The organism is Thaumasiovibrio subtropicus, assembly GCF_019703835.1.
Taxonomy (GTDB): Bacteria; Pseudomonadota; Gammaproteobacteria; order Enterobacterales; family Vibrionaceae; genus Thaumasiovibrio; species Thaumasiovibrio subtropicus.
Window position 1 is genome coordinate 224627 of the sequence record NZ_AP023055.1, and the last position, 17737, is coordinate 242363.

14 protein-coding genes are annotated in these 17737 nt (G+C 47.4%); 8 read left to right on the top strand and 6 right to left on the bottom strand.

The window, feature by feature from the left end; genetic code table 11:
* Window positions 1–126 precede the first annotated feature (126 nt).
* From TSUB_RS17290 to TSUB_RS17300, 3 genes are all read left to right on the top strand, one after another.
* Complete coding sequence (locus TSUB_RS17290) at window positions 127–1998, top strand: DUF294 nucleotidyltransferase-like domain-containing protein (protein WP_087024003.1); 1872 nt, start codon at window positions 127–129, stop codon at window positions 1996–1998.
* On the top strand, window positions 1995–2711 hold the full coding sequence (locus TSUB_RS17295) for a 3'-5' exonuclease (RefSeq protein WP_087024002.1): 717 nt from the start codon (window positions 1995–1997) through the stop codon (window positions 2709–2711). Before TSUB_RS17290 ends, TSUB_RS17295 begins: the two co-directional genes overlap by 4 nt.
* Window positions 2712–2876: 165 nt before the next feature.
* A complete protein-coding gene (locus TSUB_RS17300; protein WP_087024001.1) occupies window positions 2877–4622 on the top strand; it encodes a sodium:solute symporter family transporter in 1746 nt (581 codons plus the stop codon).
* A 78-nt stretch (window positions 4623–4700) separates the two neighbouring features.
* On the opposite strand, the gene TSUB_RS17305 is transcribed toward TSUB_RS17300, so the two are convergent.
* The 3 genes from TSUB_RS17305 to kdgK all read right to left on the bottom strand — a co-directional run bounded on the left by TSUB_RS17305 (window position 4701) and on the right by kdgK (window position 8284).
* A complete protein-coding gene (locus TSUB_RS17305) occupies window positions 4701–6464 on the bottom strand; it encodes a sodium:solute symporter family transporter (RefSeq protein WP_087024000.1) in 1764 nt (587 codons plus the stop codon).
* A gap of 243 nt (window positions 6465–6707) precedes the next feature.
* The gene (locus tag TSUB_RS17310) at window positions 6708–7331 is read right to left on the bottom strand and encodes a bifunctional 4-hydroxy-2-oxoglutarate aldolase/2-dehydro-3-deoxy-phosphogluconate aldolase (protein WP_087023999.1); all 624 of its coding nucleotides are present in this window, start codon (window positions 7329–7331) and stop codon (window positions 6708–6710) included.
* Window positions 7332–7345: 14 nt separating this feature from the next.
* Window positions 7346–8284, bottom strand: coding sequence for a 2-dehydro-3-deoxygluconokinase (gene kdgK, locus TSUB_RS17315; RefSeq protein WP_087023998.1), 939 nt, complete (start codon window positions 8282–8284; stop codon window positions 7346–7348).
* Between the two features lie 299 nt (window positions 8285–8583).
* On the opposite strand from kdgK, the gene kduD reads away from it, so the two are divergent.
* The 4 genes from kduD (at window position 8584) to TSUB_RS17335 (ending at window position 11350) form a co-directional block, all read left to right on the top strand.
* Window positions 8584–9345 carry a 2-dehydro-3-deoxy-D-gluconate 5-dehydrogenase KduD gene (gene kduD, locus TSUB_RS17320; RefSeq protein WP_221274626.1) on the top strand — a complete coding sequence of 254 codons (762 nt, stop codon included), beginning with the start codon at window positions 8584–8586 and terminating at the stop codon, window positions 9343–9345.
* 114 nt (window positions 9346–9459) lie between these two features.
* On the top strand, window positions 9460–9957 hold the full coding sequence (locus TSUB_RS17325) for a YgjV family protein (RefSeq protein WP_087023996.1): 498 nt from the start codon (window positions 9460–9462) through the stop codon (window positions 9955–9957).
* 120 nt (window positions 9958–10077) lie between these two features.
* A complete protein-coding gene (locus tag TSUB_RS17330; RefSeq protein WP_087016540.1) occupies window positions 10078–10404 on the top strand; it encodes a cupin domain-containing protein in 327 nt (108 codons plus the stop codon).
* Window positions 10405–10798: 394 nt separating this feature from the next.
* A complete protein-coding gene (locus tag TSUB_RS17335; protein WP_087016538.1) occupies window positions 10799–11350 on the top strand; it encodes a sugar O-acetyltransferase in 552 nt (183 codons plus the stop codon).
* A 1-nt stretch (window position 11351) separates the two neighbouring features.
* On the opposite strand, the gene TSUB_RS17340 is transcribed toward TSUB_RS17335, so the two are convergent.
* Window positions 11352–12980, bottom strand: coding sequence for a methyl-accepting chemotaxis protein (locus TSUB_RS17340; protein ID WP_221274627.1), 1629 nt, complete (start codon window positions 12978–12980; stop codon window positions 11352–11354).
* Window positions 12981–13188: 208 nt separating this feature from the next.
* Window positions 13189–14181, bottom strand: coding sequence for an AraC family transcriptional regulator (locus TSUB_RS17345; RefSeq protein ID WP_087020353.1), 993 nt, complete (start codon window positions 14179–14181; stop codon window positions 13189–13191).
* Window positions 14182–14322: 141 nt separating this feature from the next.
* Between TSUB_RS17345 and TSUB_RS17350 the strand changes: the two genes are divergently transcribed.
* Window positions 14323–16404: a TonB-dependent siderophore receptor gene (locus TSUB_RS17350; RefSeq protein WP_087020350.1), complete on the top strand. Its 2082-nt coding sequence runs from the start codon at window positions 14323–14325 to the stop codon at window positions 16402–16404.
* 48 nt (window positions 16405–16452) lie between these two features.
* On the opposite strand, the gene TSUB_RS17355 is transcribed toward TSUB_RS17350, so the two are convergent.
* The gene (locus TSUB_RS17355; RefSeq protein ID WP_087020347.1) at window positions 16453–17718 is read right to left on the bottom strand and encodes a DUF1835 domain-containing protein; all 1266 of its coding nucleotides are present in this window, start codon (window positions 17716–17718) and stop codon (window positions 16453–16455) included.
* Between the last annotated feature and the right edge of the window lie 19 nt (window positions 17719–17737).

Genomic DNA, 17737 nt, shown 5'->3' on the forward strand with positions numbered 1-17737 from the left:
TGGTGTGATCTCGGTAGGAGAATTGCTGATAATTTGGGCAGTCAGTGTGGAAATGGAGGATAATCAACACTGCCACTTTTGTGCATTTGTATTATAATAGCCTTTTAAAGTTTCAGGTGACTCGCCATGACGCATACCTTGCTGACCAATGTGCTCGATTTTCTTGTGCAAATTGATCCCTTTGATCAACTTCCAGCAGACGTGCAAAAGGAATTTGCTAAGTCGATAAAGATTACTTACTTAGCGAAAGGAGAGCAGATAGCTTTTAGCGCGACGTGTGAAGATCGCTATCTTTATATTATCCGCAAAGGGTCAGTCGAGCAGCGTAAGTCGGACGGACGCCTGCGTGCAAAGTTAGGCGAAGAGGATCTGTTTGGCTTCACTTTCCTTGAACCACTTGCGAATGCGGAAGATGGCTATACGGTCACCGCGTCAGAAAACGCCTTGTTGTATCTAGTGCCTCACGTGCAGATCCAGCAGCTGCTGCAGACGCAGCCAGAGTACGCGACCTTGTTCGCGGCGCAAGCCCAGGTGCGTTTACAATCTGCGTTGAATGTAGTGTGGTCTGAACAAGAAAAAGGCATTTTTGTTAAGCGAGTAGAAGATGTCGCAAGTGGTCGTATTGCGACCGTGCAGTCGACAGAGTCCATTCGTGATGTTGCCAAAGCGATGCGGCGCGCCAATCGTTCCTCTACGGCGTTAGTTTACGAAAACGAAGAAATTGTTGGGCTAATCACTGATCGTGATCTCACCATGCGGGTTATCGCAGGTGAAGTGCCGCTCGACACGCAAGTCTGTAAAGTGATGACATCCCCAGCGCTGACGATTGGGCCCAATGAGTTGGTACTTAATGCTGTTTCATTGATGATGCAGCACAATGTACGCAGCCTTCCCGTGGTAAAAGATAATCAGGCACTCGGCTTATTAACCACCACTCATCTCGTGCAAAAGAACCGTGTACAAGCCTTGTTCTTGATAGAAAAGATCAAGTTTTCTAACACTATAGATGAGTTGGCGATACTTGCTTCTGAGCGCCAAGCCATCTTTGAAGCTTTGGTTGAAGGTCGTGTCAGTGCTGAAATTATCGGTCAGGTGATGACCTTGATTATGGATGCGTTTAATCGACGTATTATCCAGATAAGTGAAGAAAAGCTTGGCCCGCCACCCGTTGATTATGCCTGGGTCGTGGCCGGCTCAACAGCTCGACATGAAGTGCACATGCTGTCCGACCAAGATAATGCCATTGTTTTCGATGATGCAGCGACGGATGCCGACCGAATCTATTTCCAGCACTTGGCATCAATGGTTTGCAATGGGTTGGATGCTTGTGGCTATCCGCTTTGCAGTGGTAAGTTCATGGCAGCAACGCCGAAGTGGTGCCAGCCGATGAAAGTGTGGAAAGCCTACTATTCCAAATGGGTGGCTAACCCACACTACGAAATGTTGCTTAATGCGACAGTATTTTTGGAAGTTCGCACTATCTATGGAAAGGCGGCCTTCTCGACGGAGTTACAGCGTCATTTGTTCAGTGAAATCGGCAAAGGGCGTGAGTTTCTTGCCTCTATGATGCGTGATTCAGTGAGCGTCAATCCGCCCTTAGGCATTTTTAACAATTTGGTTGTTGAGAAAGGGGGCGAGAACAGCAACACGCTAAACATTAAAAAGTTTGCACTGACCTTAATTGTTGATTTGGCGCGTATTTATGGTCTTCAGGTGGGAAGTGAAAAAGTCGGTACAGAAGCGCGTTTTCAATGCGCTTATGAGAAAGGTGCCATGAGTGAGAGCATGCTGAAAGATATCATCGGCGCTTACCGATTTGTATCACAAGTGCGTTATATCCATCAGTTGAAGTCATTAAAGAGCGCTGAAATAGCAGATAACAATATTGACCCTTCTGACTTCAGTAGCTTTGAGAGAAAGCACTTGAAAGATGCGTTTCGTATTATCGCTAATTTACAAGATGCGGCGAAATTGCGTTTTGGAGTTGGCGGCCGATGAAAGGATGGTTAGCCGGGTTTCATCCCCGCAATAAATTGGTCAAAGCCCGTGAACAATACTTGCGGCAACATAAAGCGATACCGGATGCTGTGCGCGCGTTACTTTCAGCGCCCGTGCCGATGTTAGACGATGATCTGCTGAAAGCCGACACCCTCGTTTTTGATATTGAAACAACGGGGCTCAATCCAGCGCAAGATACCATTTTATCTTATGGCTCGGTGGTGATTGAGCAGGGCATGATAGGGCTGAGTTCCTCGAGTCATCACTATATTCAGTCGCCGGAGGCGATCAAGCCAGAGACAGCGGTAATAAACCACATACTACCGGAAATGCTAGCTGCAGATGGGGAAGCATTGGATGACGCGATGGACATGTTGTTGGCCGAAATGGTTGGCCGTGTGCTCGTCGTTCACAGTTGCAAAGTTGAAAAAGCATTCTTAGCGCGTTATATCGAAAAGCGTTACCAGTTACCACCCTTACCGCTATTGTGGATTGATACCTTGGCGTTAGATAAGGCGCTGTGCCTTAACAAAGAACGCCAGCAATGTGGTGACTTTCGACTGGGGGCTTGCCGAGCGCGTCATGGACTACCGCCCTACCAAGAGCACAATGCATTGATTGATGCGGTATCAACCGCTGAGCTCTACCTCGCGTTGTTGAAGCGATTCTCTAACAAAGGGCGAGCAAAACTCAAACATCTCCCATTGAGATGAAGGTGCTTGCGTGGCACTGAATCCTTATCTCCATCTGACCCAGTGCGGGTTTAGGCTTCGCTCGTCTTGTTAGTAGAGCCTAAGGATTACTAGATATATATCTTTTATTTGTCTTATTGCATGAATCAATAAGGCTGAGTTATTGATAAACACTAAGAGAGCAGCATGAATACAATTGATCTGATGATCGTTGGGGGGTATTTCGGCTTTATCTTGATAGCCGCCTTAATTTTTAAGCGTTTTTCCAAGGACTCAAGTGGTTTCATCAAAGGCGGTGGGGCCATGATGTGGTGGATGGCTGGCGCTACGGCATTCATGACGCAGTTTTCTGCTTGGACCTTTACTGGCGCTGCGGCCAAAGCCTATGAAGACGGTTTAACGGTGTTATTCATTTTTTGGGGTAATGCGATCGGCTTCTTTGTCGCCGCTTGGTATTTTGCGGGACGTTTTCGTCAACTGCGGGTCGATACGCCGATGGAAGTCATTCGGCAACGTTTCGGTAAAGTCTCAGAGCAAATTTTCACTTGGCTCCAGTTTCCACTGACCACCTTTTCGATTGCGATTTGGCTTAATGGCCTCGCCATCTTTGTCTCTGCTGTCTTTGGTATCGAACTCTCGGTCACCATTATTGGCGTGGGGGTGATTGTTACCTTGATTTCGGTGGCTGGAGGATCGTGGACCGTGTCGGCAACCAATGTGATTCAGCTAATCTTACTGATGGCAATTACTATGGTGGCGGGCGGTTATGCGCTTTATGCCGCTGGTGGTCCAGCTGAGCTAGTGCGAGACTATCCGTCGACACAAGTGCTGGGTGACTCGATTCAATATTGGCAGATCGGCCTATTGTGGATCTTCTTCATGTTCACCAAGCAGACGATTAGCACCAACAATGCGATGACATGTTACCGTTTTCTGGTTACCGTCAATGAGCGAGAAGCGCGTAAAGCGGCACTTGTGACAGGGCTTTTGTTTGTTATCGGGCCAGTGATGTGGTTTGTGCCACCTTGGGTTTCTGCAACGCACGGTGTTGATTTAGCGGCAATTTATCCGACGTTAGGGAATGATGCCAATAATGCCGCCTACGTTTACTTTGTTGAGCACCACATGCCCAATGGTGTGTTAGGACTGATTCTCGCTGCGATGATTGCAGCGACGATCTCGCCAATGACAACGGCATTGAATCGCAATGCAGGGATTTTTGTTCGAAATGTCTACCAATCGCTGATCAATCCGAATGCGCGTGATGCGCAACAGCTTGTGGTCGGTAAAGTGGTGACGGTGGTTAACGGGGTTGTGGCTATCTGGGCGGCACTGCTGTTCGCCTCAATGGAAGAGTACAGCTTCTTTGATTTAATGATGCTTTTCGGTGCGCTATTGCAAACGCCGCTTGCGATTCCGGCGCTACTTGCCGTGGTGGTGACACGAACACCGGCGTGGTCAGGCTGGGCAACCTTGCTTGTTGGTTTGATGGTATCGGCGTTTATGCAGTTTGTGTTTGAGGTGAACTGGTTGCTTCCTCTGTTCAATGCTGAGCGCTTTACTGGGCGTGAAGCGGTGGATTTGATGGTCATTGCGTCACTGACGGCGCACATTGTGATTACGGGTGGTTTTTTCTTGTTGAGTTCGCGTTTCTACCGCGAAAGTCATACACAACACCATCAAGCATTAACGCATTTTGTTTCAAATCTAGCTACGCCGATCAGTCTTGATGAAGAAGCTGCTGTTGATGGCCGCCAAGGGTTGTATCTCGGTAAGCTAACGCAAGCATTGGGTGTTGGCGTTGGGTTGTTGGTTTTTGCCCCTAACCTCCCCTTCGATCGTGTCGCTTTTTTGCTGATTGGTGGACTGATCTTTACCGCAGGGGCAGGATTACGGCGTCCGGCGCCCACACGACATTCTGTCACGGAGTAGAAAGAGAGAGGGTGACCGATTTGGTCACCCTCTTTGTTAATGGCCAAGGTTGCTTGGCCAAAATCATCTACCGCCGTTCTAGGCGGTGGTTGAGGCGATGACGCTTTTATTCGCCTGCCGCTTGAGTGCAAAACCAATGGCGAAGATTAACGCGGCACAGATGAAGTACAGGGCCTTACCCCATGCCGGGTTAGGTAGTAGCATCATCAACAGCATGCCACCGCCCATCATCATCGTGATAACACCGAGCTTTTCGCGTTGCAAGCGGTCGAACTGGTCTTGTTCATCGTCTGCGATACAAGGCGTATCGATATTGTTGAAGAAGGTCTCAGTGGCTATCTTCTGTTTAGGATCTAAAGTCTCTTCTTTGTAGAACAGGCGCGTTGCGACAAAAAATCCACCGGTAAGCAGCAGGTGGGCAATAATGGCAATGATACTGCGAAGTTCAATGATTTCACGCTGAGTGAATTGAATATCGAGCCATTCACCAAGCCGAACTGGTGTGATGGTATTGATACAAAGCCATGAAACGCCAACGCCGAAGAGTACTGTCACCCACGCTGCCCAGATCGGGGTGCGTTTGATAAACATCCCAAAGAACAATGGGACCAAGATAGGCGCAGAAGCGAGTGTAGAGACCGACATCATGAGATCGAACAAGCTCATCCCTTTTAGTTGGGCAAATAACTGCGCGACCAAGATGACCAGAATACCATTGACTAAACACACGGCCTGTCCGACCCGAAGAAGGTGTTGCTCGCTGGTATGTTTGTCTTTGCGCAGGATAGGTGAGTAAAAACTGCGAACAAAGATACCGGAGTTACGGTTTAAGGCGGAATCCATCGAAGACATGGTTGCAGCAAACAAACCCGCGACGAGAAGGCCGACCGTGCCCGCAGGCATCGCATTGCGGGCGAACACAAGATAAACCGCATCTGAGGCTTTGTTGCCCAAAGCCGCATATTCATCTGCAGCGCCAGGGTAAAGAATCGCTGATGCCCATGGAGGGATAAACCAGATAACGCTGCCTATCGCCATTAAGCCCATCGCCATGAGGGCCGCTTTTCTCGCATGTTGTGAGTCACGTGCGTTGAGAAAACGATAGGAGTCTTGCATGTTGTTAATGCTTTGCAGCTGTTTGACGACAAAGAACAAGAACGCACTGACCACAATTAAGGGGTAGTTCATGTCTGGCCCTATCCAGAAATTACTCGGGAACTCCGTCACAATGTTATCGATGCCGCCGACTTTAAAGAGTGCAACGGCAGCACAGGCGACAGAGATGACAGCGACTATCAGGGTTTGAACGAAATCAGAGGCGACCACCCCCCAAGCTCCACTGAGTAAAGAGATCATCAGGACGGCAAGGCCTGTTGCCCAAATGGTCGTTGTCATCTCCCATTGGAAGACGGCACCGACAAAGATGGCAAGGCCGTTGAGCCAGATCCCCGCGCTCAAAATACTGAGCGGAATAATCGCCCACGTAAAAAACTGCTCGCTGGTTGTGCCAAAGCGCTGTCGGATGGCTTGTGTTGGCGTATCAACGCGAGTTTGTCGAAATTTTGCCGCAAACCAAAGGTAAGAGGCACCATAAGCGAGGGTATTTCCGAGAAAAAGCGCGCTGGCCATAAAGCCATCGTTGAATCCTTTTCCCGCAGCACCAGTGAAAGTCCACGCAGAAAATTGGGTCATAAAAGCGGTTGCGCCGACCATCCACCACAGCATGCGACCGCCACCACGGAAGTAGTCACTGGCGGAATTACTTGCCATGCGTTTAAATGTAATGCTAATCGCGACCATAAGGGCAAAATAACCCATGATCACTAACACTTCGGTTCTCATTGAACTGTCACCTGAATTTTTTGCTAAGTAATATTGGAGTAAACCATAACACGCAGCGTTATAAGATGCAGGTTGTATATTGGACTAAGTTATTTCTACGTATCGTTGAGCGAAAACCGAATCTCTTCGTTTTTTGGCCGCGATGTCTCGTTTTGATTGTCCTGAGTTTGAGGGATAGCAGAGAGCTGGAAAGGAGGAGTAATAGGTCGCCCAGACGCAGGCGACCTAAGCAGTAGACGAATATTAAGCGACGATACTGCTCACTTCTTTGACTAGCGCTGCAAGTTCATCCCAGCGTTCTTCATCAATCAAGTTGCCCGGCACCATCCAAGTACCGCCACAGGCAAATACCGCGTCAATGGCGAGATAGTCGTTGACATTCTTCGGGCTAACGCCGCCTGTTGGCATAAAGGCAACAGGATAAACGGCGGTTAGTGCTTTTAGCATGCCTACGCCACCGGATGGCTCCGCTGGGAAAAACTTCAGGGTTTCTAAGCCCATTTCCATCGCTTGTTCAACCAAACTTGGGTTGTTGACGCCCGGAATGATTGGCATGCCACGTTGCTGACAATATTTGACTGTGGTTGGGTTAAAGCCGGGGCTGACAACAAAGTCGACGTCGGCTTCAATGGCTGCGTCCACGTGTTCGCTACGCAGAACAGTGCCCGCACCAATCAACATCTCAGGGTAGGCGTCGCGCATCAAGCGGATGGCGTCCGCGGCGGCGTCGGTACGGAAAGTGACCTCGGCACAAGGAAGGCCATTCTCAACCAGCACTTGTGCCAGTTTCACTGCTTTGTCCGCGTCTTTAATGGCGATAACTGGAATCACTTTTAGCTCGCTCATGCGGGCATTCAATGTTGACATAGTTGGGTTGTCCTTTATTGGTTGAGTTTGATAGCTGGCATGACATCGCGAGGAATGATCGCACCAGGGTGTTGAATAACAGTACCGGCAAGTTGATGGCCAGATTGTGCTGATGCTTCAGCGCTGCCACCAGTGAGGCGCTGCGCTAAGTAACCGGCGCTGAAAGAATCCCCTGCAGCCGTCGTGTCGACAACGCGGTCAACACGAGTCGCAGGTACCGAGACTTGTGACTCGCCTTGAACGATAAGGCAATCATCGGCACCGCGTTTGATGACGATTTCGGTGACGCCGGCTTGCTGAGTACGCTGAATACAGGTTTCGACATCACTGTCACCGTAGAGCATCACTTCGTCGTCAAAGGTCAACAGTGCAATGTCAGTGAGCGCGAGCATCCGCGCGTAGGCCTTTTGGGCGTCAGACACCGCCTGCCATAAGTGGGGGCGATAGTTGTTATCGAATAGCACTTTCGCGCCGTTTGTTTTGCATTGTTCAAGTATTTTAAACAGACGATTCTGATTTTGCTCAGAGAGGATCGCCAGACTAATACCACTGACATAGATCGCCGAAAACTCGCTCAGAGAAGCAGAGATCTGCGTAACATCGCCTTCTTCTAGCCAATAGCGTGCAGCAGCGTCATTTCGCCAGTAATGGAATGTGCGTTCACCGGTTTGATCTGTCTCAATCAGATACAAGCCGGGCTTCTTTGTGTCAGAAAGGGTGACTAAAGAGGTGTTGATTTGCTCTGCTTCCCATGCCGCTAGCATATCGCGACTGAAGCTATCTTTACCTAAGCCCGTCACGTAGTAAGTTTCTAACCCTTGCTGGTGCGTTAATCGGGATAGGTAGAGCGCGGTGTTTAATGTATCGCCACCAAATGCCTCTACAAGGTGGCCGTCTCGACGTTGTAGTTCGACCATACACTCGCCGATCACTGCGACTTTTTGCATTACCATGTCTTCCCCTTAAAAATTGGTTGACCAATTTTTTCTAATTTAGCATCTTAAGTCAATAAAATTGAAATGTTGTTTTTATGTTCAATGGTGAAACAGCGATCTGGATCTCAAGATTAACTCTTCTCACAAAATATGCTCATCACTCAACTTTGCCAGTTTTCTAGTCCCATTATAAATAAAATTAAAACGACTTTTCAAAAACTTGCGTTGGTTTTTGTAATGGTTAGTATGTGTTCACGAAATCGAGGTAATCTTTTTAAAACAGTGGCAAAGACCACTGTGTTTTCAGAGGGAAGAGAATGATTCTTAACGCATTTAATCTAGAAGGTAAGGTGGCAATTGTCACCGGTTGTGATACAGGTTTAGGTCAAGGTATGGCACTTGGCTTGGCGCAGGCAGGTTGTGACATTGTGGGTGTCAACATTGTTGAACCAACAGACACTATTGAAAAAATCAAAGAGACCGGGCGTCGATTCCTTGATATCCGTGCCAACTTGATGAAGACAGATGACATTGCTGGCATCGTTGATCAGGCCGTGACCGAGTTTGGTAAAGTGGATATCTTGGTGAACAACGCGGGCATTATTCGCCGTGAAGATGCGATTAACTTTTCTGAGAAAGATTGGGATGAAGTGATGGACATCAATGTGAAGTCTGTTTTCTTCATGTCTCAAGCGGTCGCTAAACAGTTCATCGCGCAGGGGAATGGCGGTAAGATCGTCAACATCGCTTCAATGCTCTCTTTCCAAGGTGGTATCCGCGTGCCTTCGTATACGGCATCTAAGAGCGGTGTCATGGGGATTACACGTTTGATGGCGAACGAGTGGGCGAAACACAATATCAATGTGAACGCGATTGCACCGGGATATATGGCAACAAACAACACCGCGGCACTGCGTGCAGATGAAGCACGAAATGCTGCCATTCTAGAGCGTATTCCAGCAGACCGTTGGGGTGAGCCACAAGACCTTGCTGGCCCAGTCGTATTCCTTGCGTCCGATGCGGGCTCGTATGTCAATGGGTATACGCTTGCGGTCGACGGCGGTTGGTTAGCTCGCTAAAGTGGTTGGAGGCTGCTCGGACAAGATGTTGGCTGGCACGTTACTCCATGGGAATGGTCACTTAGGTGGCCATTTTTTGTTTTCGGCAGAGAAAATAGAGAGGATGAGATCGGTATGTATGATGATTTTGTGTTGGCTCAATTACTTGGTTTTGTCAGTTTTGGATTAGGTATGACGGCGTTTTATCAACGAGATGATAAGCGTCTAAAACAGATCATGGTGGTGTTTAACCTCAATCACGCTATTCACTACGTGCTTCTTGCCGCCATGCCTGCTGCGCTAAGCAGTTTGCTTTCTGGGGCAAGAACCTGGCTGTCGATCCGTTACCGATCTCACCAACTAGCTTGGGTATTTATCATACTTAATCTCTTCGTGGGTTGGTTTGTTGCAACGGATTGGACTGCCCTTTTTCCAATGGCGGGTTTCTGCTTAGGTACTTATGCGCTTTTTTGTCTTAAAGGACTAAAAATGCGTTTTTTCTTTGTTATCGGTGCGTTGTGCTGGCTAGCTAACAATATCATTGTCGGTTCTTGGGGGGGTGTACTTCTGGAAACCTGTTTGCTCGCGATGAATCTGCGCACCATGATCGTGATGAAGATCTCTCCTGTATGATTTAATAATTGATATTGTATTACAAATAAAGTAATCTACCTTCATTGATTACGCGAGTGAGTATCTGGGTTTCATGCGTGCTCCTCGGGTAGGGTTTGAAGACAATGTAAGGCAATTATCATGTTTGTATATAACAACGATGTTCAGCTTGAAGACCTAGGTGAAGGCATTAGCCGCAAAGTATTGGCATACAGCGACAATATGATGACCGTTGAAGTCCACTTTGAAGAAGGTGCAGTTGCAGCGATGCATAACCACCCGCATGAGCAACTGACTTATGTGCTTTCAGGTGAGTTTGAGTTCACTATTGGTGACGAAACGAAAGTGGTTAAAGCTGGCGACACTATGTACAAAGAGCCTGAAATCATGCACGGCGCAAAATGCTTGAAAGCGGGTATCTTGTTAGACAACTTTACCCCTATGCGCAAAGACTTCGTTGCCGCATAACCTGTTTTGTACGCACTTTTTCTCGAGCAGCTCGACGTTGCTTGAGTCTCGACTTTTGCTGTTGTTATTCCAGTGAATCGTCGATTTTTTTGTGCTCTTAGTATGACATCGGATGGCCTGATATTCGATGTGGTGGCTGTGGGCTAACGCAGCAACATGCTAAGAGACATGAGCACTACCTTTTTGGGAATCTTACCCTTATCTTTTTCAGAACGTTTGGCCCTGCTTTGCAGGGCTTTTTTTTGTTCAGCAGACGTTCAGGACACAGAGTAAATTGTTGCCCCACATCCCACTTTTCCGGTTCTGGTTTGCTGGCGCTCGATTTCTTTCGCAAGATGCGCGAAGACTGATTATTCAACCCACCTTTTGTTGAAATCGATATTGGATGTAGTGGATGACTGAAAAAGAAAAAATGCTGGCTGGAGAGATTTACCAAGCGTGGGACAGTGAGCTGACGTCTGAGCGACATATGGCGAAGCGCCTATGCCATCAGCTTAACCAAACTTGTCCTACTAAGAAAGATGCGCGATTAGCGATAGTGAATCAATTACTTGGTTATGACAGTGACGCACATTTAGAGTCGCCTTTCTTTTGTGACTATGGCTATAACATCAAACTAGGTAAAGGTTTTTATGCGAACCACGGTTGCACCATTTTGGATGGTGCGGAAGTGAATATTGGGGATAACTGCTTGCTCGCCCCGGGGGTGGTTATTTCGACAGCGGCGCACCCATTAGATTCACGCACGCGCCGGGAAGGGGATGAGTTTGCTCAGTCGATTACTATCGGTGATGATGTGTGGTTTGGCGCGAATGTGACAGTGTGTCCAGGGGTCACAATCGGCAACAATGTGGTGATTGGGGCGGGGAGTGTCGTGGTGAAAGACCTGCCAGCGAATACCGTGTGTGTGGGTTCGCCAGCAGTGCCAATTAAAACCATCGAGTGAGTTAGACCTGAAATCTCGCCGCGGTTTGGCCCAAGGTTTCACTGTAATGATGGATATCTTTACTATTTTCTAGCGTAACCCTTGCTTGCTGGTTGATCTCTTCAGCTGCGGTATCGATACTCTCAATGTTTTCGACAAGTGACTTTGCGACAAGGGTTTGCTCTTCCGTTGAGACAGCGATTTGAGTGCTAAGTGACGTTATTTCGTTGGTCATTTCAAGCAGTTGATTGAAGGCATCCTCAACGTGATTGATCGACGTTAAGCTGCTTTCGACCTGTTGCTGGCTCGACAGCATACTTTGAGCGGCTTTGTTGGATTGCTGTTGTAAGGTGTGAATGATATCGCCAATTTGGCCGATTGAGTCTTGGGTTTTCTGTGCGAGCTGACGGACTTCATCGGCAACGACGGCGAAACCGCGACCGGCCTCTCCAGCGCGTGCCGCTTCAATCGCTGCATTGAGCGCAAGCAAATTTGTTTGCTCAGTAACACTGCTGATCACATCCGAAATCACGCCAATATCTGCACTCTGCGAGTGTAACTCGCTAAAAATTTCAGAAGATGTCGCAATTGTCTTGGCTAACGCTTGGTTTTGCTGCTGTGTTTGTTGAATCAATTGTTGATTCGTCTTGGCAATTTGTTGAGCTTTGTCACAGGTACTGGAAGCTAATTGCGTTTGCATTGCAACCTCATCAAACGCCACTTGGAGTTGTGCCGTACCGGAAGCAACTTCCGAGATATCATTTCGTTGTGAGGTAAGGTTGGCGGTTGTTTGGTTAACATTGTTGGTTAGGCTACTCGCTGTGCCGTCGAGGTGTTGTATACCGGTTTTTATCTGCTGTGTTAAGCTTTTTAATCCTTGTTGCATATGATCGAGCGAGTTGGCAACTTCGCCGATTTCATCATCGTTAAAATCTTCTAAGGCGAGTGATTGAGTCAAGTTACCTTTTTCTACTTGTTTGAGCTGGCTAACAATGCGTGATAATGGTCTGTTTACTTTATTAATAATAAATGCTGCGACAGCAATAAGAAACAGAATCGAGGTAATACCGATGATCATCGAGTTCCGCATTACCTTATTGATGGTGTTAGTCTGCTCGTTTTTTATTTCAAGTGCGTGTCGTTGAGTATCATTTTGAAATGTTGTTAGGTTTTCAATAATAGTATTGAATGGTGTTAACATCGGGCCAAGGATTAACGCCCTCGCTTGTTCAATCTCTTGATTGTCTATTAAAGAAAGATACCGGTTTTGCATTGCTTGATAGTCAGAAAACTTGCCTTCAATATCAATCAGTGCCGAATAAAAGTGCTGGTTATTTTCATCTTGTCGAAGTGTTGATAAGGCACTGACTGCATGTTGACGATTGGCTTCGATAATGACTTGAAGCTCTCGATGCGCACTAGGGTCGGTCGTTAAGCCATAATCGAGTGCATAACGACGATACGTCACGGTATAGAAGCGCAGGTCAGATACTGTGCCCATTACTTGCACGTTGTTATCAACCAATTGCTCTAACTCATCTTGAATACTTTGGATGGCACTGGTTATATAGGTAATAAAAAGGAGAGTCACAATACCTATTGATGTGAATGAGTAAATAAGACTCTTTGAAATTGAAAGTTTGCGCTGCATGAGTAAACCTAGATAAGATAAATGGATAGAAATATAATCTTGCTCGCAGTTTACATGCAACGTTTATTACTTTTCAGATGACTTTTCTTCAAACCTATAGTGGTTATCAATAATATGTGCTTGAGTATAAATTATCTTGAGATGACTTGAGTTATAAAATGCGATTCCAAAGTTGAACTCGCATTTTGCGTTGAAGGCCGTATTGAGCCTAGTGGTGCCTTACGCTTTCTAGATACTCTTTTGGGGTAAGGTGAAAGGCGCGCTTAAAGGCGGTGATGAAGTTAGAGCTATGATTATAGCCTGCGAGGTAGGCGGCTTGGCTGACTGAGAGGTGCTCTTCGCGCATGGCATCTCGGGCGATTTCCAAACGACGGTGACGAATAAATTCCATTAAGCTTAACCCGGTACGGCTTTTGAATAAACGCTGTAATGCGCTCACACTGAAGCCATTCTCTCTTGCAATGCTATTGAGTGTAATGGGCTTATGCAGATTTTTCTCAATATAGGTCATGATGCGATTTAGCGCTGGTGAGCGAGTATAATCGGGCGCGCGATTTGAAGCGTGCGCTTGGGATTGCTGAACGTTCTTATAACACAGCATGATCACCCTCAGTGCGAGTTGCTCGCAGTTCATATGGCGCATGAACTCATTACTGTCACTGCTACTTTCCAAAATGCTCTCTAGTAGGAGGTGCATTTCGTGATTGACTTCAATGGGGGTCGATTGCAGATGGGCCTGATGAGAGAGATCGATGTACTGCTTCCATTCTTCCCACAGTTTTGGTTGCTTTTCAAACCAGTCAGCGGTTAAGAAGAGATGAATTTTTCGCAAAGGTTTGTCGTTGCAGCCAATGAAGCGACGAGATGTACAGGGCTTATCAACGTGAATCACCATGCTTTGCGGTTTTTTGTTTTCTGTCTCTAAAGCGTAAAAATGATCATCGTAGCTAAATGCTAAGGTCCCTTCTAGCACAAAGACAAAGTGAAGGCAGGGGTTAACAGACTGAATTACTTTTGTTTGTAGCTTTTCGACGCTACTACTTAGCATTAATACTAGTCCAGATGAGTAGCGTCGCGTGAAGAAATATCCCTCAGAAAGGGTCTCTCTTTTTGCATTAATAATTTTTTGATGATCAAAGCTACTGACCATCTCGGTGATCAACGACGCGCGTTCGACCTCATCCATGTGTAATAAGTTCATTTCCTACTCAAGCTCATAACTCATTGGCGATTTCGCATAATCAAGCCACTTTAAAACGGAGTTTCTCAATTGTAGCATTAATGATAATCAATATCATTAATATCAATGATTGGATCTATCCTAGCAGTCCAAGGAAAGAAAATGACGCACAGCAGTAGTAATACCTTCCCTTTATCCACCTTAACCCTTTTAATCTCTGCCGCGCTTGTTGCTCCGTCAGCCATGGCTGAAGCTGAGCAAGAAGACGGCGTTGTGGTGTGGGGGGCGAAAGTATCCAGTAGTTCTGAGTTTCTAAGCGATGAAGATATTTCGGTAAGACAAGCAGACCACATGTCGGATCTGCTTCGTGATATTCCCGGTGTCGATGTTGGCGGGACGCACTCTGTTAACCAGCGCATTGTTATTCGTGGTTTACATGAGAAGGACCTTGATATTCGCCTTGATGGTGCATCTCAGTACGCTTACATGTTCCACCATGTCGGGAACCTGACGCTTAACCCTGACATCATCAAAGCTGTCGATATTCAAGTGGGCGCTAACTCGGTCACTTATGGCGGTGTGGGTGGTGCGGTGCACTTTGAAACTAAAGATGCCCAAGACATGCTGTTTGGTGGCGAGCGCTGGGGATCGCGGGTTTTCCTTGGAGCAGGGAGCAACGACTTTAAGCAGGCTTCGCTAACCAGCTATGGCATGTTAACGGACAATATTGATGCGATGCTTTATCTGTATCAGATTGAACGTGAGAACTTTAAAGATGGTGCTGGCGTTGAGACCGCGGGTGCCGCGGGTGATCTGCAGAACATGCTGTTTAAACTGGGTTGGGAGCCGAATGATTACTCGCGCTTCCAAATCAGTTACGACACATACAGTGATGAAGGTGACTACAGCCCTCGTCCAGATATGAACGGTGAGATTAATGGTTGGATGACTCAGGGTATCTTGGTGCCGACAACCTATGACCGCGAAACCGTGACGTTAAGCTACAAGTTGGATCTCGGTGACAAGATCTTACTAAATGCGTCGATTTATCGCAATGAGATGAAACTTGAACGCGATGAGTCTGTGTATACCAATGTGCAAGCGATTGGCCCTGATGGAAAACCTGCGTTTCGTCCTATTGAAGACGATAAAGGCAATGTGATTGGTCAAAGACCAGTGTATGTTTGGCCAGGCAATCGTTGGTCGGTTAACTGGGCTGAAAACCGTAATCTGGGCGGTTCTGTGCGCGCGCAATCGGTGTTGGCGAGCGGCTCACTCGAACATACCTTCACTTACGGCTTGGATTACAACGAGCAGCGCAGTCGTAATAGTTTCGGCACACGTGGTGTGACAGAAGAAGCGATTAGCACGGCCCTTTATCTTGAAGACAAGATTCGCGTAGGTGATCGCGTGACGGTTACCCCCGGTATTCGCTTTGAAAACTTCGATCGCAAAGCGAAAACAGGTACCACAGATTACAGTGGTTTCACTTATGGATTAGCGGCAGACGTGCAAGTGACCGATCATTGGTCTTCATTTATCTCTCACCGTACGTTGTTCAATGCGCCTAAGTTGATTGAATCTTTCATCGACTATCAAGAGACGAGCCGTATCGCAGAAGGCACTAAAGAAGAGGGTGGTTACAACAATCAGATTGGTGTGCGTTATAAGCGAACAATCGAAGATCAAAGCTTGTCATTCTCGTTCACAGCATTTGAGACCAAGATTGAAGATCGCATTTCCGAGAGTTGGGATAATGGCGGCTACCTTTACAAGAATGGTAACGATGTAGAATACACCGGTTTTGAAGCGGCATTCTTCTATGGTTATCAAGATCTCAATGCTCGTGTCTCTTACTCGCAGACAGACAACAAAGATGTTGTGTCAGGCCTGCCGGTGGTGAAGAATCGTCGCTCTTCTGATATCGGCGATACCATCAGCGTGAACCTTGATTACCACTGGTTTGACTATGGCGTGACCACCGGTTGGGGGGCGCAGTTTGTGCAGGAAGAAGATAACGTATTGCCAGGTAATGCGCCTAAGCCGTCCTATGATGTGCATAATGTCTATGTGCAGTGGATGCCAACCAATGCAGATGGTTTACAGCTGACCTTTGGTATCGATAATGTCTTCGATGAATCGTATACCGCCCATGCATCCCGTGATGGTCTTGCTCGTGGTCGAACATCTGATGACTTTGAGCCGGGACGCAATGTGAAGTTGTCAATGGCTTACCAGTTCTAACAACCTCAGTAGCAGAGTCACAACGCCCAGCGATCGCTGGGCGTTTCTTTATCTTCGTAGACTCGCAAGATCTTGGTGATCCCAACGCCAAGGTGACTGTGGTGTGACGTCTATACCACCAACCCAGTAATGCTGCTCGGGCGCTATTTCGCCAGCGAGACAACGTTTCCCTTGCTCGGTAATCTGCAATGTTTGTGTTAACCAGTGATCGTTAGCTGTCTCTAGAGCCAGTAGTGGCGTCGTGCCTGAAGTCATGGGTTTGATCATCGACCAAAACATGACATCACCAAGGAAAGGGAGAGGGTCAATGTGATGTTGAAAGTGACTAAACAAGGCTTTTACGGTCACCCCATCGGGGTGTGAGGCGATGTGGTTTAAACTTTGGTGCTGAGTAAACCCTAGCCCCGTGGTGTAGTGAGGAAGCTCTTGCAAATGGCGGTGGATCACCTTGTCGCTGTGTGAAAAACAGGGTGTTGATGCTGTGCCGTGTAAGTTGAGCAATGCGTGAGGTTGATCATCTTTGAATGCGCGCCACAACAGCGCGGCTTGGGTTAGATGGGCCGATGTAACCGTTTGGCGGCTTTGCCAAAGTAATCGAATCGCTTCCGCAGGCAACTGTCCAAGACCAATAAATTTGCTTTTGCCCGGAAAGTGGTCAATTTCGATGAGCTCAACAGTCTGTTCAGGCAACAGGAGATGTTCTGCAAACAAAGAGATCAGCATGAGTTGATCATAATTATCGTGCTCTGCCCAGAAAACGATCCGTTTGTACTTAGGGTCAGCAAGTTGAGCGCGTTTTCGCTGGTTATCTTGGATGATCGTATCCGGCGTCACTTCGCTTTGCCCCATGATACTGAGTAAATGTTCGCAGATATAGCGTGCGCGAGTTTGTGCCATCACTTGCTTATCATGATGGAGTGGCCCAAGACAAAAAGGTTCAATGAAAGGCAGGAAGTCCCCTTCAAATCCGGCCTTTACGAGGGTGGCTTGTATGTCATGACCACAGCGGACATGTAATGTAGTCATATCAGCATCTAACGCGGCGTGTCGAGTGAGCATCGCATGATGTTGCTGCATTAACGACTCGGCATGTCGCTTCAGTTCAGGCCACGTCTTTAGATGGTGTTCTCTGGCGATGACTAGCTGCACATCAGCAAGCTGGATACTGCTTAATGTGAGTTTTTCACCTTTGGGATGATGAAGTTGAAGAGCGCGAAGTGCCTTCTTATCTCCGTCTCGGATCGCCTTGAGACGTTTTTTTGCTTGGGATTTGAGTAGCGGGAAGTTGAGCGAAAACGCGTTACTGTTGGACATAAATTCACCTATCTCGTGA

Coding starts and splice junctions, on each gene's coding strand:
- TSUB_RS17290 (WP_087024003.1), top strand. CDS start 127: ATGACGCATACCTTGCTGACCAATGTGCTCGATTTTCTTGTGCAAATT.
- TSUB_RS17295 (WP_087024002.1), top strand. CDS start 1,995: ATGAAAGGATGGTTAGCCGGGTTTCATCCCCGCAATAAATTGGTCAAA.
- TSUB_RS17300 (WP_087024001.1), top strand. CDS start 2,877: ATGAATACAATTGATCTGATGATCGTTGGGGGGTATTTCGGCTTTATC.
- TSUB_RS17305 (WP_087024000.1), bottom strand. CDS start 6,464: ATGAGAACCGAAGTGTTAGTGATCATGGGTTATTTTGCCCTTATGGTC.
- TSUB_RS17310 (WP_087023999.1), bottom strand. CDS start 7,331: ATGTCAACATTGAATGCCCGCATGAGCGAGCTAAAAGTGATTCCAGTT.
- kdgK (WP_087023998.1), bottom strand. CDS start 8,284: ATGGTAATGCAAAAAGTCGCAGTGATCGGCGAGTGTATGGTCGAACTA.
- kduD (WP_221274626.1), top strand. CDS start 8,584: ATGATTCTTAACGCATTTAATCTAGAAGGTAAGGTGGCAATTGTCACC.
- TSUB_RS17325 (WP_087023996.1), top strand. CDS start 9,460: ATGTATGATGATTTTGTGTTGGCTCAATTACTTGGTTTTGTCAGTTTT.
- TSUB_RS17330 (WP_087016540.1), top strand. CDS start 10,078: ATGTTTGTATATAACAACGATGTTCAGCTTGAAGACCTAGGTGAAGGC.
- TSUB_RS17335 (WP_087016538.1), top strand. CDS start 10,799: ATGACTGAAAAAGAAAAAATGCTGGCTGGAGAGATTTACCAAGCGTGG.
- TSUB_RS17340 (WP_221274627.1), bottom strand. CDS start 12,980: ATGCAGCGCAAACTTTCAATTTCAAAGAGTCTTATTTACTCATTCACA.
- TSUB_RS17345 (WP_087020353.1), bottom strand. CDS start 14,181: ATGAACTTATTACACATGGATGAGGTCGAACGCGCGTCGTTGATCACC.
- TSUB_RS17350 (WP_087020350.1), top strand. CDS start 14,323: ATGACGCACAGCAGTAGTAATACCTTCCCTTTATCCACCTTAACCCTT.
- TSUB_RS17355 (WP_087020347.1), bottom strand. CDS start 17,718: ATGTCCAACAGTAACGCGTTTTCGCTCAACTTCCCGCTACTCAAATCC.